Raw genomic sequence first — 16,062 nt, forward strand, 5'->3', positions numbered from 1 at the left:
TTAAAATAATCATTAAACACAAACCGAAATGATTATTTTAATCGTCAAAGATTCCATCTGACCAATACAAGTCAACATATAAACAGATGAAAAAGCAGTTATTATTTATCCTGGCCTTTTTTTCGGCCGTCTCCCTTTTTGCCCAAAAGAAACTCCTCGAAGAAGCTTTCGAACGGGCTTCGGCAGATGGATTTTCTGGAATCGTACTCGTTGCAGAAAATGGTGAAATCCTATTCGAAAAAGCAACAGGAATGCGAAGCTATGAAAAAAATATTCCTTTAAAGCCTGACGATATATTTGAAATGGCCTCGGTATCCAAGCAATTTACTGCCATGATGATCATGCTTTGCAAGGAAAAAGGCTTGTTGGATTTCTATGATCCAGTTGAAAAATACGTCGATATCCCTTACAAAGGGATTAGCATACGGCATTTATTGACACACACCTCTGGATTGCCCGATTACCAGGCCATTATGGATGAACATTGGGACAAGAGTAAAGTGGCAGGAAATCCTGAAATTTTGGATTACCTGCGATCCTACGCTCCACCCAAACTTTTTGAGCCCGGAGAAAGGTACCAATACAGCAATACAGGCTATGTGATTTTGGGAAGCATTGTGGAAAAAGCTACTGGAAAAGACTTTGTGGAGCTTTCGAAGGAATGGATTTTTGAACCGCTTGGGATGAAAAGTACGAGTATTCGAAGTTTGGAGGAAAAGGCAAAGGTCCCAAATTTCGCAGCTGGACATTTAAAAGATGAAAGTGGGAATTACATCAATGCCAATCGCTTCCATTCTTCAGACTATACTGTCTGGCTTGGAAACCGAAAAGGTCCAGGAAGGGTCAGTAGTACAGCTCAAGATCTGTTGATTTGGGATCAGGCACTTTACACAGAAAAACTGGTCAGTCAAAAAACGCTTGAAGAAGCCTTTAAGCCTTTTCGACTCAATGATGGAACGAGAAGCTATTATGGTTTTGGTTGGGATATAGAACCCAAAAGCCCCTTTGGAAAAATGGTCATGCATACCGGGGACAATCCCGGGTACAAAACCATGATTGTTCGCTTCATTGAAGAAAACAAGACCATTATTGTACTCAACAACAACTATCATCCAGACCAAATGAAATTGGTAGAAGCCGCTACCCTCGCCCTCTACAAATGGTAATCCTAATTTTCCAAACTCACTCCGTCATCCAATTCTCTTTATGAAAAAGTCATTCCCCAATTTCGGCCCCATTTTCCTCCTCTTACTGACACTTGGCCTAAATCCATTTTTCTCCTGTACGGAAAAAGAAAAAACTCCTTCCCCAATTTTCACCCATGACATCAATGCAGGTAAAACACCATGGACGAAAGAGGCTTTTGACAATGATTCAGAAAAATTCTCTTTTGCCATTCATAGTGACCTGACCGGTGGAGAAAGACCGCGAATTTATGAGGTAGCCGTTGCTCAATTGAATCTTATGAGGCCTGAGTTGATCGTAAATGTTGGAGATTTGATTGAAGGGGGAGCTCCGGATTCTGCCAGTTGGACTCAACAATGGGATTCTTTTGATTCCCGAACCGAGGCTGCCAAAGCCCCCGTTTTTTACACCGGAGGAAATCATGACCTCACGGGGAATTTTGCCCAAGGAATTTGGAAGGAACGCTATGGAAAAAATTATTACCATTTCATCTATAAGAACACCCTGTTTCTAATTCTGGATAGTGAAGATCATGGGAAGGAACGAAACGATGAAATTGAAAAGATCAGAAATGAGGGGATTCGGGTTTTGGATGAACAAGGTCGAGAAGCTTATTCCCAAACCGAATACGCCAACCTACCGGAAAGAAGCTTTGGAAATATCAGTGAGGAGCAGTTGAATTACTTTTTGGGAGTGCTTCAAAAAAATCCGGAGGTGAAGTGGACATTTTTAATGATGCATAAACCCATGTGGGAAAACCCTGAAAACGAACGCTTTTTCAAGTTGGAAGAGGCATTGAAAGGAAGAAACTACACCGTTTTCAATGGGCATACCCATACGTTCCGTTTCCTGGAACGAAATGGTATGGACTACATTAATCTTGCTACAACAGGAGGAGTACAGAACAATTCCATGGGGAGATCCATGGATCATTTCCTCTGGGTAACTGTAGATGCCAAAGGTGTTTCCATTGCCAACTTATTGATGGAAGGAATTTTGGATAAAAGCGGCCACATTCCATTGGAAGGAGATACGCTGGTCTTTGAGAAAAAGTAAAGCCCGGCTGTAGACTTTAATTTCCTGAATTAGCAGACAATTGATCACCTAAAACTTCTAATTTAAAACGATCAATGGAGGACTCCCGATGCTCCTTAGCCATGATTTCTTCTAGCTGAGCAACTATCTCAGGATAAGTTTCTGCAAGATCCTTTTCCTCCAAAGGATCATTGGATAGGTCATACAATTCTGTTCTGACAATTCCCTCCTTCAGCTTTTGACGAACCACTTTCCAATTACCCATTCGAACCGCTTGTTGCCCGCCATACTCTGGAAATTCCCAATACAAGTAGTCATTTGGTTTTTGTTCTTCTCCTAAAATTGAAGGTAAAAAGCTCATCCCATCCAATCCGGCTGGAGCATCCACACCAATCAAATCGCAGAGCGTAGGGAAAAGATCATAAAACGCGGAAATATGCTCAGATCGGGATCCTTCCTGAACTTTCCCCGGCCAATTCACTACCATAGGAACCCGGATTCCTCCTTCATAGACAAAACCCTTGGTTCTACCATAGCCATTGCTGAATGGCTGAGAACTTTCAAAAAAGTCAAAATCCACTCCTCCCGTATAGGTAGGACCATTGTCACTAGTCAGGATAAAGATGGTATTTTCAAGCTGTCCCATTTCCTCCACTTTTTGGCGAAGTTCGCCGATTTGCTGATCAAGTAGAGTAATCATGGCCGCATAGGTTGCCCGAGGATAGCGGGTTGGGAAATAGCCTTTTGAACCATCATAGGGCTCTTCTTCCCCAAAAACCTCCACATATTCCTCCACCAAATTCTGTGGAGCTTGCAAAGGCAAATGCGGTAAGGGAGAGGCATAATAGAGGAAAAAAGGCTGATCTGAATTTTCTTCCAAAAAAGCCAAAGCCTTTTCATGCATGACTTGAGGAGCATAATCCTTCTGCTGGTATCGGGAATAGGAAGCTAGATCCATGGGGTCTGCCCCTTCATCCAATTTGGTTCCGGGCACGACAATTTCATTGTTTAATGGAACCTTCGTTTCATTCTCCCATAAATGAGGTGGATAGAGATTATGCGCCTGCCGCTGGCAATTGTATCCGAAGAAATAGTCAAACCCTAAATTGTTGGGAATTCCTTCACTTAGAGGAGCTCCCAAGCCCCATTTTCCAATAATCCCCGTTTTATAGCCATTTTGCTGAAGCACTTTGGCAATAGTTAAAGTCTCTGCAGGTAGGGGACGCTGCCCTTCCAAATTAGGGTCTGCTGCTGCTTTAGCATAATCCCAAACTTCTCCTCGCTCACGCCATTCATCATTCCCTCGAATGTAGGCATGTCCACTGTGTAGACCTGTCAAAATCATCCCTCGAGCAGGAGCACAAACCGGTGCGGCGGTATAATGATTTGTGAAAATCTTTCCACTTACGGCCAAAGCATCCATGTTTGGAGTTTTGATCAGTTTTTGACCGTTGAATCCTACTTCCCCATACCCTAAATCATCTGCAAGAATGAGGACAATATTGGGTTTTTGAGGTTTTTGTTCCGCTTTTTCGCAAGCAAGGAGTCCTACAAACAAAAACGCGAGAAGAAATCGTGCGGTCATAGTGAATTAATTGAAGAGGTGGGTTTGGATTAAATCTATGGATTTTTCGAGGCGTTGGCTACGGGAACCGCTGATTTTTTCCCAAGGAAAGCCACTTTTCACTGCCAAATCAGCATACTGGTCTAAAAAATAAGCTCGCATTTCAGGTTCCGGATGCTCCCGCAAAGGGTCGGGTTGCCAAGGCAAATCAATATCTGTCAACAAAATCAGATCATAAACCCGTTTATCCAACTCCTCCAAAATCCAAGGATGAACCTCACCAAATTTATGCCTTGACCAAATTTGGATAACCCTCAAATCTGTGTCACAAAAAAGTACCTTTTGGGCAGTTTTAGCTTTTTTATCTTCCAAGTCCATTTGTCCTTTTCCGATTCTTAAGAGATCTTCATAATCATATTCCCGGTCCAGCATATCGAGGTATTCGCGGGCAAACTCCGGCACCCATGGCTCGTCATAATGGACAGCAAGATCAGAGGCCAAAGTACTTTTGCCTGTAGATTCCGGTCCCAAAATGAGGATTCGCTTAGGATTCGGCATAGTGTTTAGCTGATTTGATCCAGGCAAATAAGCCCATAAATGCCAAAACGGTAAAAAATAAAAACTGAAAAGAGGTTAAAATCAATCCTTTATGGAAATAAAGCGGGATGGATACCAAATCGGTGATGATCCAAAATATCCAGTTTTCCACTTTCTTTCTCGCCATCAGCCACATTCCCACAAAGGCTGAAGAAGTGGTAAAGGAATCCCAATAAGGCACATCTGAATCGGTAAAATTGCTGAGCACGAAGGAAAGGATTCCATAGGAAGCAACAAAAATCAAGGCTGAAGAAACCCATCCTGAAGGTTTGAGCCAGGTGACAGGCAGGACTTGTTGATTTTCTTTAGGATGAGTCCACACATACCAGCCATAAATGGACATGCTGAAATAATAGGCATTGATTCCCATATCCGCATAAAGCTTGTATTGGAGACAAATCCATACGTAGATCAAGGTGGAAATGATCCCTGTAGGATAGACCCAGATATGCTCTCGCATGGAGTAGAAGACGGAAGCAATCCCAAAAAATACCGCGATCCCCTCAAGCCAAGTCATGGCTTTCAGCCCTTCAGCCAATCCATCAAGCAGAAATTGAAAATCCATGATGCGAAGAAAGGGATATTTTTGGTAAATGCCCGTCATTGCGAGGGACTGAAATCAAGTTGCTTCCTGCCTTGTCTGCAGACGGGCTCGCAGTGAGGGGAAACGACCAGTAATACCTCAAACTTTAATATGACTTCTAAGGTTAAGATGATTAACTTTGCCAGCTATGACTTTGAGTACCTTGACCGATACAAAAGACCTCGAATCTCTCGATCCCAAGCAGTTTATCATTATCAAAAACGCCCGGGTTAACAACCTGAAAAACCTAAGCGTAGCGATTCCGAGAAACCAATTTGTGGTGATTACGGGGCTTTCTGGATCTGGTAAATCTTCATTGGCCTTTGACACCCTATTTGCCGAAGGGCAACGTATGTATGTGGAAAGCTTGAGTTCCTATGCGCGTCAGTTTCTAGGCCGAATGGAAAAACCCGAGGTCGAATATATCAAGGGAGTAGCGCCGGCGATTGCCATCCAACAAAAAGTCACTACAAAAAACCCACGTTCTACAGTGGGTACCACAACTGAAATCTACGATTACCTGAAATTACTTTTTGCCCGTGTGGGAAAAACCTTCTCTCCTATTTCCGGGAATGAAGTTAAGCACCATACGGTCACAGATATTGTCGATTACATTTTGTCTTTTGAGGAAGGGTCCAAAGTGATGATTTCTTGTCCGCTCCAGGTAGCAAAAGGGCGGAAAATCGAACAGGAATTGGAATTACTTCTTCAAAAAGGCTATACCCGGATACTCATCGATGGTGAGGCCTATTTTGTGGAAGATCTTTTGGAAGAGAAAAAAATCCCAAAGGGAAATTATGAAATCCTGATTGACCGAGCATCTGTAAGAAAAGATGACGAGGACAATCAATTCCGAATTGCTGACTCGGTTCAGACAGCCCTGTTCGAAGGACATGGCGATTGTAAAATCACCATTCCTGACCAAGAAACTCGAGAATTTTCAGATCGATTCGAATTGGACGGAATGAGCTTCGAGTTGCCTTCTGTGAACTTTTTCTCTTTCAACAATCCATACGGCGCCTGCAAGCGCTGCGAAGGTTTTGGCAATGTCCTGGGAATCGATCCGGACTTGGTTATTCCAGACAAGGAACTTTCCGTGTATGAAGGCGCGATTGCCCCTTGGCGAGGAGAAACCTCCCGTTCTTGGGTGGAACCTCTTTTGAAGAAAGGAATCGAATTCGATTTCCCTATTCACAGATCTTACAACGAGCTGACACAAAAAGAGCAGGAATTGCTCTGGACAGGAAACAAGTATTTCAGGGGCTTGAATGACTTTTTCAAGGAACTGGAAACCAAAACCCATAAAATCCAATACCGGGTGATGCTTTCCCGATTTAGAGGACGAACTACCTGTCCCGAGTGTCGAGGAACCCGTCTTCGAAAAGATGCTTCCTATGTCAAAATCAGCGGGAAATCCATTACGGATTTGGTGTTGATGCCAATTGACGAGGCTTTGGCATTTTTCAATCAATTGGAATTAGCTCCGCATGAAGCCAAAGTAGCCAATCGCCTTTTAAAAGAAATTGTCAGTCGCCTGGAATTTATGGATCAGGTAGGTTTGGGATATTTGACACTCAACCGACTGACTTCTACCCTTTCCGGTGGAGAATACCAACGGATTAAATTGGCCACTTCTTTGGGTTCTGCGCTAGTGGGGTCCATGTATATTTTGGACGAACCGAGCATCGGCTTGCATCCTCGAGACACCGATCGATTGGTCGGGGTACTCAAGTCTCTCCGCGATATGGGCAATACGGTCATTGTGGTCGAACATGAAGAAAAAGTCATGAAAGCAGCCGATCAAATCATCGATATCGGACCGGATGCCGGCGTGCATGGAGGGGAGTTATTGTTCCAAGGTCCGATTCAAGACTTGATGGCAACTGCCCAAACGCATACAGCCCGCTATCTTCGGGGAGAGGAGCATATCTGGAAAAAAAATGGAAACCGAAAGTGGAAGGACTCCATCATCGTCAAAGGTGCCCGTGAGAACAACCTTAAAAATCTGACCGTACAATTTCCACTCAACACATTAACCGTCGTGACAGGTGTTTCTGGCTCTGGAAAATCTACGCTTATCAAAAAGGTACTTTATCCAGCATTGGGAAAAATGCTCGGAACAGTCATTGACGAATCCGGAAAATACGATAAGCTCGAAGGAGACTACAAGCGCATCACACAGGTAGAATTTGTTGATCAAAACCCTATCGGAAAATCCTCCCGCTCCAATCCGGTGACTTATGTAAAAGCCTATGATGCTATTCGGACGCTTTTTGCTGATCAACCCATTTCCAAGCAAAGAGGCTACAAACCTGCCTTTTTCTCCTTCAACGTAGATGGAGGACGATGTGAAGCCTGTCAGGGAGAAGGCACCATCACCGTGGAGATGCAGTTTATGGCAGATATCCACCTGACCTGTGAGTCATGCAAAGGGAAGCGATTCAAGAATGAAATCCTCGATGTGAAATACAAGGACAAGGATATCTCCGAAGTTTTGGGAATGACCATTGATGAAGCGATGGAATTCTTTCAGGGAAAAACCCAAATTATCAACCGACTCCAACCTTTACAGGAAGTAGGATTAGGCTATATCGGCATGGGGCAAAGTTCGAACACCCTTTCAGGAGGGGAAGCGCAGCGAGTTAAATTGGCCTCATTCTTGGGCAAAGGAGGCACCAAATCCGGAGATCATGTCCTCTTTATTTTTGACGAACCGACGACTGGATTGCATTTCCATGATATCAGCAAGCTCCTCCACAGCATCAATGCCTTGATTGATCAGGGGCATTCAGTCATCATCATCGAGCACAATACCGAAGTAATCCGTTCTGCCGATTGGGTAATAGATCTAGGTCCAGAAGGCGGAAATAAAGGCGGACATTTGACTTTTGCAGGTACTCCTGAGGATTTGGCTAAGGAAGAAGGCAATTATACCGCGAAGTATTTGAGGGAGAGTTTTGCTTGATCCACTTGCAAGCCAACGCTTAAAGCTTTCGCTCATACCAGCTTTTGTGCACAATTTTCCATGTCCCTTCCACTTTAATCAAGGTTAGAAAATCATAATAATAGATCCCCGGCCAATACAATTCGGTTTCCACCGAAGCCGTATTCCCTTGTACTCGAATAGATACGATTTCATTTTTATAGGCAGCAGGATCCCGTGGTTCTCCTTTGGTCGTTCCCAAGGCCCAAGTTTCAAAATCCGTGATGGTCAGATTTTCTCCCCGATAACCAATCAGTCTAGCCTCTGGCAAAAATGCCGCTTCGAGCTTCGATCGATCTCGCTCAATCATCCCATCAAAGTAATTTTGAACAGTCGCCTGAATCAATTCACGGTCTGATTTCTCTTGAGCGAAAACACTCCTTGAGATAAGAATTAGAAAAATGAGAACAAGGATATTTTTCATTGTTTGGAAGATTTAAATGAAAAAAACCGCTCGAAATTCAAGCGGTTTGTATTTATTAGATTCTATCAAATCCCAAATAAGGCTGCAAGACTTTAGGCATCTGAATACCATCTGGTCCTTGGTTATTTTCCAAAATCGCAGCTACGATTCGTGGAAGAGCCAATGCAGATCCGTTTAGGGAATGAGCCAATTGCGTTTTCTTGTCTTCACCTCGGAATCGTAACTTCAGACGGTTGGTCTGATACGTTTCAAAGTTGGAAACAGAACTCACCTCCAACCAGCGTTCCTGAGCCGCTGAAAAGACTTCCATATCATAGGTCAGGGCAGAAGTAAAGCCCATATCTCCTCCACAGAGTCGAAGTACCCGGTAGGGAAGTTCTAGCTTTTGCAAAAGCCCCTGAACATAGGAACTCATCTCTTCCAAAGCCTCATAGGATTTATCTGGATGCGTAATTTGTACTATTTCGACTTTATCAAATTGATGCAGTCTGTTGAGGCCTCTTACATGTGCACCCCAGCTTCCGGCTTCACGTCGGAAACAAGGTGTATAACCTACGTTTCGAATCGGCAAATCCTCTTCAGAAAGGATCACATCCCGATACAAATTGGTGATGGGTACTTCGGCAGTAGGAATCAGGTACAAATTATCAGCGGTTGCATGATACATCTGCCCTTCCTTATCAGGAAGTTGCCCTGTTCCATAGCCGGAGTCTTCATTGACCAAAATCGGCGGTTGCACTTCCAAAAATCCAGCATTCAAGGCTTCATCCAAGAAGAAATTGATCAAGGCACGCTGTAATCGGGCACCTTTTCCTTTGTAAACAGGGAAACCCGCCCCGGTGATTTTCACGCCTAGATCAAAATCAATGATGTCATACTTTTTGATCAACTCCCAATGAGGAAGCTTGTACTCACCCAGTGCTGGGATGGAACCATGCTCCAAAACCACTTCATTGTCTTCTGCGGATTTACCAGCCGGAACAGAGGAATGAGGGATATTTGGAATGGTATAAAGCAGTGCTTTTAATTCCTCTTCAGCCTTGGAATTTTGCTCATCCAGTTCTTTGATCTCTTGCTTAAGTTGAGCGGTTCGAGCCTTAATCTGTTCGGCTTCTTCCCGCTTTCCTGACTTCATAAGCATTCCAATTTCTTTGGAAATGCTATTGGATTCGGCCTGAAGCTGATCTCGTTGGGTTTGGGTAGTCTTTCGCTGATCATCGAGTGCAAGCACCTGATTTAAAAATGACAAGGCATCTGGGAAATTCCGCTTTTGCAAGCCAGCCAAAACCACATCAAATTGATCACGAATATGATTTACTAATAGCATGAATACGTTTGGAAATTTTGAGGCACAAAGATAAGGACTTATCGGACAAAGACCGTCTTGGATACCGAAGAGAATGGTCCTTCCAACTCGGTTCCATCTTTTCTCAAAAGAGAGATTTTTACCTGATATTCTCCGGAAGGAAGGTTATCCACCCGGACAGGTGCCATGTGATCAATTTCATAATGATAATCTCCCACTTCGATTTTTACCATCAGGTCGTCAAGTTTCATATCCCCTCCTAACACCAAAAAATCTATTACCAGCTCATCCTCTTCTTCAACGATCTGCTGATTTCTGGGGAAATTGACTGCTAAGTATGGCTCTGCAGAATAGGGAAAAGGCCTAGAATCCCCAACCTGAAAATCCCGATCCACATAATTTCCGAAATTCTTCAAGGCAAATCCCGATTCATCTACGAGAAAGGCAACGACCCGATAAGTCCCCTCTTCCAATTCCTGCTGGAAAATCGGACTTCGATAGCCGATAGGATCATTATTATTTAAGACCATGAAGAGCTTAAACCGATTCGAGGCTTCTTCTTCGTAAGGATAATTTTTGATATTGAATTCAAAAGGAACTTTGCCAGGCTTGAAAACCTGATTGCCAAGGGGGGTATACAATTCCAAAATAGCATCCGGATAATCCGGCAGCTCTTCATATTGAAAAAAGGCTACGTTTGGCCGGGTGCTGACTACCGTTGCTGAATCAATTTGGGCCGGTCCGACGACTTGCTCATTGATCTTCTTGCGGTTTTCGGAACAGGAAAAAACCATTATTCCCAAAAGGATCAGTGCGAACAGGTTTTTATTCATAGTGAAGGATTTGAAACTAAAGGTATTATTTTTAGGGCAGAATTTATGCTCATTAGTATCTAAATCAACTAAAATATGTCCATCCTTTTCGATGAAATCCCAAGCCTAGACTTAGCGGATTTCTTATCGGGTACTTCCGAACAGAAAGCGGCTTTCGTCAAGAAATTGAGCGAAGCTTACGAAAACATTGGTTTTGTTGCAATCAAAAACCACGGCTTAAGCCAAGACTTGCAGGATCGACTTTATGCTGCTATTAAGAAGTATTTTACTCTTCCTGATGAGGTAAAAGCGAAGTATGAGCGGCCCGAAATCGGCTATCAGAGAGGCTATACCGGAAAAGGCAAAGAACATGCGAAAGGAAGAAATACAGGTGACTTGAAGGAATTCTACCATGTGGGTCAAGAGCTTTCCTTTATTCCTGATGAAGATCCTGTGAAAAAGGAATATCCAGCCAATGTTTGGCCAGAAGAAGTACCTGAATTCAAAGAAGTAGCAATTGAGGCCTTTCAAACGCTAGAAAAAGCCGGAAAAGCCATGTTGCAGGCCATTGCGATCAGTCTGGATTTGCCCGAGGATTATTTTGAGGATAAAGTGGCCTATGGAAATTCCATTCTTCGCCAAATCCACTACTTCCCTATCGAAAACCCAGAGGAAGTCCCAGAGGATGCTGTTCGGGCTGCGGAGCACGGTGACATCAATTTGATCACCTTATTGATGGGTGCTAGTGCCGATGGATTGCAGGTCCTTCGGAAAGACGGAAAATGGATTCCAATTACCGCACTTCCTGATCAATTAGTGGTCAATGTGGGAGATATGTTGGAGCGATTGACCAATAAAAAACTGAAATCTACGATTCACCGGGTAGTCAATCCCCCACGTGAATTAATGAACACCAGTCGTTTTTCGATCCCTTTCTTTATGCATCCGCGCTCAGAAATGGATCTCACCTGCCTGGAAAGCTGCATCAGTGCCGAAAATCCAAAGCAGTTTACCGATGCAACAGCTGGTGAGTTTCTGGAGGAGCGACTTCGTGAATTAGGATTGAGAAAATAAGAGATGTCAGTAAAAAGGGTCAGATATTACTTGTTTCTGAAGGACATTCTGGCCCTTTCTCTTACTGCTTTTGGTGGACCTCAGGCATTTTTGGCCATGCTCCTGGAGCGAATGGTCAAGGACCGAGCCTATATTACGGAAGATGAACTCTGGGAGCTAAATGCCCTTTGCAATATGCTACCGGGACCCTCTTCCACTCAATTAGTTTCAGCGATTGGATTTCGCGTAGGTGGCCCCAATTTAGCCTATTTGGCTTTGCTCGTTTGGATCATTCCCGCCACTTTAATCATGACAGCCGCAGCTGCTTTGATTTATTTTTTACAGGAAAACACACCCGGAGCCCTCAATTTCGCTCGATTTATCCAGCCCATGGCGATTGGATTTATCATATTCGCCGCCCAAAAAACAATCAGCAAAATGGTTCAAACCACTGAGGCGATGGTCTTGGTGCTGATTTCGACCTTTATTGCATTTTTCTACAGCTCCCCCTTTGTCTTTCCTGTTCTGTTGATTATCGGTGGTTTAAGTACCTCCATCAAGTATAAAAAACAACCCAAAATGGAGCAAGATGCTCCTCTTCGAATTCAATGGGCTAATTTCTACCTCTGGGGAGGGGTTTTGGTATTTGCAGCGATTCTTGGAGCCTTGACCAAATACCAACCCGTGATTCTTTTTGAGAATTTCTATCGAAATGGAAGTCTGATTTTCGGAGGAGGTCAAGTACTTGTTCCTTACCTCTACACCGAGTTTGTGGATTTCAAAAACTTCCTATCCTCGGAGGAATTCTTGACGGGGTATGCCATTTCCCAGGGAATTCCCGGCCCCACCTTTAGTATTTCATCCTTTGTAGGGGCGCTTTCCATGCGGGAATATGGACTTCTGGGGTTCCTTTCAGGTGGACTAATCGCTGCAGCAGGTATTTTTCTTCCCGGGATTTTCTTGATTTTCTTTGTGATCCGATTTTGGGATCAATTGAAAGTATATCGGCCGATTCGAGCGGCTTTGGAAGGAATCAATGCAGTTTCCTGTGGAATGCTCATCGCTGCTGCCTATTTGCTTTTCGAGCCTTTAGAAGCCAACTTTATAAACATTTTCATGATCCTTGGTGCCTATTCCCTCTTACAATTCACTAAAATCTCTTCTCCTTGGATCATTTTGGGCGGAATTTTGCTAGGAATTATTTCGAATTTGCTGTTTTAATCAACTCAAGACTTCGGTCTAGGAAACAAGATTAAGCTCAGAGACGTTTTAACATTTCGAATCATTTCCTATCTTTCATTCATGCAGGCCTACGAATTCATCAATAATCTCATCCCTCCTCTTAAGCTGAACGATCAGTCAAAGATGGCTTTGAGCTGGATGCAGGAAATTCGTACCAACTTTTTACCTGTAGTTGATAAGGGGCAGTTTCTGGGCTTTCTAAGTGAAGAAACCATTTTTGATTTGAACAATCCAGAAGCAATTGTTGAAGAAATTACTTTAGAAAAATCAGCATGTTGGGTTTACTCCGATCAGCATATCTATGATGTTCTCCGGGTAAGCTCAGAGCAGGATTCAAATATTGTAGCAGTTTTGGACCGGGAAATGGCCTATCTGGGGGTAGTCACTATGGAAGATGCTATTGCCGCAATTGCGGACAGCCTTTCTATTCAGTCCCAAGGTTCGGTTTTGGTGCTATCCATGAATATGACGGATTACAGTTTGGCAGAAATTGCGCGATTAGCCGAATCCGAAAACACCAAAATCTTGAGTTCCTTTATCAGCAGTGATCCTCTGGATGAAAACAAAATCAAATTAACGCTCAAGCTGGATAAACCTGAATTGCGGTATATTAAAGCTACGCTTGAACGATTTGGCTATAAGATTTTGGATCATTATCAGGAAGAACAAAAAATAAGCAGTGAGGAAGACCGAATCGGTAACTTGCTGAGATTTTTAGATATTTAGCGTATGAAAATCGCGCTGCATGGCCTGACCTTAAAGCATGAATTCTTAAAAGATGTCCGGGCCCTCTTTAAATCATTGGAAAATCATGGCTTCGAAATTTTTGTCACTCAGCAATTTGACAGAAATCTCCGCATGCATGGAAAGACTGGCTTGAAATTTCAAGTCTTGGAAAATCCAAAAGAAATGGAAGCGATGGACTTTCTGATTTCGATTGGAGGAGATGGTACGTTATTGGATTCTGTTTGTCAAGTAGGCTCCTTTGAAACGCCAATTCTTGGTCTGAATACAGGGCGGCTGGGATTTTTGGCTACCGTTTCTACTGACAAAATCGAGGAGGCAGTGGAGCATTTAGCCACTGAAAATTTCCAGATAGAAAACCGTAGTTTGGTTTCTCTTAAGACCAAAAGAAGGTTGTTTGAGGGTTTAAATTTCGGTTTGAATGAATTCACTATTCACAAGCGGGATACATCTTCAATGATCACGGTTCATACCTATATCGATGGACGCTATTTGAATAGCTATTGGGCGGATGGCTTAATTGTGGCCACCCCTACCGGTTCAACGGGCTATTCTTTGAGTTGTGGCGGCCCCTTGATATCTCCAACGGCCAAAAACTTTGTAATTACACCTGTAAGTCCTCATAATTTAAATGTTCGCCCAATCATTGTCTCGGATGACAGCGAAATCAGCTTTGAAATTGAGGGAAGAGCAGAACGATTTTTGATTTCACTTGATTCTCGTTCTACCTCTGTTTCTTCGGAAATGAAATTTAAAATCAAAAAGGAAAAGTTTTTCGCTAAACTCGTCAAGCTGCCTAATTACGATTTTTTTGATACCTTAAGGCATAAATTGAACTGGGGATTTGATATGCGAAACTGATCTTCCAGCTGATTTTAATTGAAAAATTGCTTAACAAAGATTAACCCGTCAGATACCAAGCGACGTTTTTTAAACGTTAGGTACTTCATAACTTGCATCGTCTTGAAAAAGGTAAATTTTCAGATTTCTTCCTTCCTGATTTTATTTTGGTTGCTAGGACTTTTGGGAACCACCCAAGCGCTAGCTCAGAAATATGAAATCGGAGGGGGTTTGGGTACCACCGCTTATACGGGGGATATCTTGAGAAAAATTGACCTGGACCATTTAGGTCTTCACGGCACGTTGTTTGGCAAGAGAAATTTTGACAATGTTTGGTCACTTCGGGTAGGAATCACTGCTGGTACGCTTCGGGCTACGGACAGTGTTCGACCTCTGGATTTACCTGCAGAACGAAGAGATGCCCGCTTTAGAGGTGGAGTTCTTGAAGGTTCTGCGGTTATGGAATTCAATTTCCTCGACTATTTGAGAAATGATTCCGAATTCTTCTGGTCTCCCTATGCCTTCTTCGGCATTGGGTATTCCCATTTCTTTATGAAGGGAAATACCTTTGCTTACAATCAATCTGAACGCTACAACCTAGGTTCTGTAGTGATCCCTTTTGGTGGTGGAATAAAATATAGAATGAACGATCGCTGGACCTTGATAGTTGAAGCGGGAGTTCGGGCGACCTTTACCGATTACATCGATAAAATCGATGGAAGCTCACCTCCCATACCCCGATTTGAAGATCCTGCCAATCCAGATATTCCCTTTGGGATTAACTTTGGTAACCCCTATGATAAGGACTGGTACTATTTTTTAGGGGTCAGTCTGAGTTACACGATACAGAGCACAAAATGCTACGCCTATTAATTATTTGATCCTTAGGCTAAATAATTGGAAAAGAAATAGCATTTTTGTACCTCCAAAATCATAGGCACCCGGACCGGAAGTAATGAAGGAAGTTTTAGACCTAGATCGAATCCCAAAACATATTGCAATCATCATGGACGGCAACGGCCGCTGGGCCAGAAAAAAAGGCGCCATGCGGATCTTTGGTCACCGTAATGCCATCCAAGCAGTAAAAGATGCCATTGAAGGTGCTGAAAATTTAGGTGTTAAATACCTAACCCTCTTTTCTTTTTCAACGGAAAACTGGTCTCGCCCTCAAGAGGAAATCAATGGATTGATGGAGCTATTGGTAAAAACGATTACCGATGAAGTCCCAATGATGATGAAAAACAATATCCGTTTGGAAAGCATCGGGGATCTGGACAGTCTTCCTCCAACCGCCTACGATAAACTGATGGAGGCAAAAAAAATAACCTGTCAAAACGATGGATTGACGGTTATCCTCGCTTTAAGCTACAGCGGACAGTGGGAAATTACCCAAGCGACCAAACGCATTGCTCAAAAAATCTCTGAAGGAAAATTGAAAGTGGAAGATATCAATCAACAGTTGGTAGCCGACCATTTAGAAACTGCCGGCATTCCGGATCCGGAATTGATGATTCGGACCAGTGGGGAGTATCGAATAAGCAATTTTCTGCTATGGCAATTGGCCTACACGGAACTTCATTTTACGCCCGTGTTATGGCCGGATTTCAGAAGAGAACACCTGGTCGCAGCCATTCTTGACTATCAGAAACGAGAGCGAAGATTTGGTAAAACCGGGGAGCAGATTAAATCTTAAG

Annotated in this window: 15 protein-coding genes; 9 read left to right on the forward strand and 6 right to left on the reverse strand. The window is 43.2% G+C overall.

All coding sequences use genetic code 11. The features are described 5' to 3' along the window. Positions 1–86 precede the first annotated feature (86 nt). Together HWE15_RS04150 and HWE15_RS04155 are read left to right on the forward strand one after the other, a co-directional pair. Positions 87–1,166, forward strand: coding sequence for a serine hydrolase (locus tag HWE15_RS04150; protein ID WP_290506243.1), 1,080 nt, complete (start codon positions 87–89; stop codon positions 1,164–1,166). Positions 1,167–1,206: 40 nt separating this feature from the next. Continuing rightward, on the forward strand, positions 1,207–2,241 hold the full coding sequence (locus tag HWE15_RS04155) for a metallophosphoesterase (RefSeq protein ID WP_290506244.1): 1,035 nt from the start codon (positions 1,207–1,209) through the stop codon (positions 2,239–2,241). A gap of 16 nt (positions 2,242–2,257) precedes the next feature. Here the strand turns inward: HWE15_RS04155 and HWE15_RS04160 are convergent, their stop codons facing one another. From HWE15_RS04160 to pnuC, 3 genes are read right to left on the reverse strand one after another with little or no spacing between them, the layout of a single operon-like run. Beyond that, positions 2,258–3,805: an arylsulfatase gene (locus tag HWE15_RS04160; RefSeq protein ID WP_290506245.1), complete on the reverse strand. Its 1,548-nt coding sequence runs from the start codon at positions 3,803–3,805 to the stop codon at positions 2,258–2,260. 6 nt (positions 3,806–3,811) lie between these two features. Then, a complete protein-coding gene (locus tag HWE15_RS04165; RefSeq protein WP_290506246.1) occupies positions 3,812–4,342 on the reverse strand; it encodes an ATP-binding protein in 531 nt (176 codons plus the stop codon). Further along, positions 4,329–4,946: a nicotinamide riboside transporter PnuC gene (gene pnuC / locus HWE15_RS04170; RefSeq protein WP_290506247.1), complete on the reverse strand. Its 618-nt coding sequence runs from the start codon at positions 4,944–4,946 to the stop codon at positions 4,329–4,331. The genes HWE15_RS04165 and pnuC overlap by 14 nt, the downstream gene beginning before the upstream one ends. Positions 4,947–5,112: 166 nt before the next feature. Here pnuC and uvrA point away from each other — a divergent pair, with 166 nt between their 5' ends. Next, positions 5,113–7,929 (forward strand): excinuclease ABC subunit UvrA, encoded by a 2,817-nt coding sequence (gene uvrA / locus HWE15_RS04175; protein ID WP_290506248.1) that lies wholly within the window; start codon positions 5,113–5,115, stop codon positions 7,927–7,929. A gap of 19 nt (positions 7,930–7,948) precedes the next feature. Here uvrA and HWE15_RS04180 read toward each other — a convergent pair whose 3' ends face one another. Genes HWE15_RS04180 through HWE15_RS04190 form a run of 3 tightly spaced genes read right to left on the reverse strand, consistent with a single transcriptional unit; the run spans position 7,949 to position 10,510 of the window. Beyond that, positions 7,949–8,371 (reverse strand): nuclear transport factor 2 family protein, encoded by a 423-nt coding sequence (locus HWE15_RS04180; RefSeq protein ID WP_290506249.1) that lies wholly within the window; start codon positions 8,369–8,371, stop codon positions 7,949–7,951. Between the two features lie 55 nt (positions 8,372–8,426). Then, positions 8,427–9,698, reverse strand: coding sequence for a serine--tRNA ligase (serS, locus tag HWE15_RS04185; protein WP_290506250.1), 1,272 nt, complete (start codon positions 9,696–9,698; stop codon positions 8,427–8,429). A 38-nt stretch (positions 9,699–9,736) separates the two neighbouring features. Next, complete coding sequence (locus HWE15_RS04190) at positions 9,737–10,510, reverse strand: hypothetical protein (RefSeq protein WP_290506251.1); 774 nt, start codon at positions 10,508–10,510, stop codon at positions 9,737–9,739. Positions 10,511–10,585: 75 nt separating this feature from the next. Here HWE15_RS04190 and HWE15_RS04195 point away from each other — a divergent pair, with 75 nt between their 5' ends. From HWE15_RS04195 to HWE15_RS04220, 6 genes are all read left to right on the forward strand, one after another. Beyond that, positions 10,586–11,563 (forward strand): 2-oxoglutarate and iron-dependent oxygenase domain-containing protein, encoded by a 978-nt coding sequence (locus tag HWE15_RS04195; protein WP_290506252.1) that lies wholly within the window; start codon positions 10,586–10,588, stop codon positions 11,561–11,563. Between the two features lie 3 nt (positions 11,564–11,566). Next, complete coding sequence (gene chrA / locus HWE15_RS04200) at positions 11,567–12,763, forward strand: chromate efflux transporter (protein ID WP_290506253.1); 1,197 nt, start codon at positions 11,567–11,569, stop codon at positions 12,761–12,763. A gap of 81 nt (positions 12,764–12,844) precedes the next feature. Next, positions 12,845–13,510 (forward strand): CBS domain-containing protein, encoded by a 666-nt coding sequence (locus HWE15_RS04205; protein ID WP_290506254.1) that lies wholly within the window; start codon positions 12,845–12,847, stop codon positions 13,508–13,510. Positions 13,511–13,513: 3 nt separating this feature from the next. Beyond that, positions 13,514–14,389, forward strand: coding sequence for an NAD kinase (locus HWE15_RS04210; RefSeq protein ID WP_290506255.1), 876 nt, complete (start codon positions 13,514–13,516; stop codon positions 14,387–14,389). 102 nt (positions 14,390–14,491) lie between these two features. After that, the gene (locus HWE15_RS04215; protein WP_290506256.1) at positions 14,492–15,241 is read left to right on the forward strand and encodes a DUF6089 family protein; all 750 of its coding nucleotides are present in this window, start codon (positions 14,492–14,494) and stop codon (positions 15,239–15,241) included. An 82-nt stretch (positions 15,242–15,323) separates the two neighbouring features. Next, the gene (locus HWE15_RS04220; protein WP_290506257.1) at positions 15,324–16,061 is read left to right on the forward strand and encodes an isoprenyl transferase; all 738 of its coding nucleotides are present in this window, start codon (positions 15,324–15,326) and stop codon (positions 16,059–16,061) included. The last annotated feature ends 1 nt before the right edge of the window (position 16,062 follow it).

Source organism: Algoriphagus sp. (genome assembly GCF_013373065.1).
Taxonomy (GTDB): domain Bacteria; phylum Bacteroidota; class Bacteroidia; order Cytophagales; family Cyclobacteriaceae; genus Algoriphagus.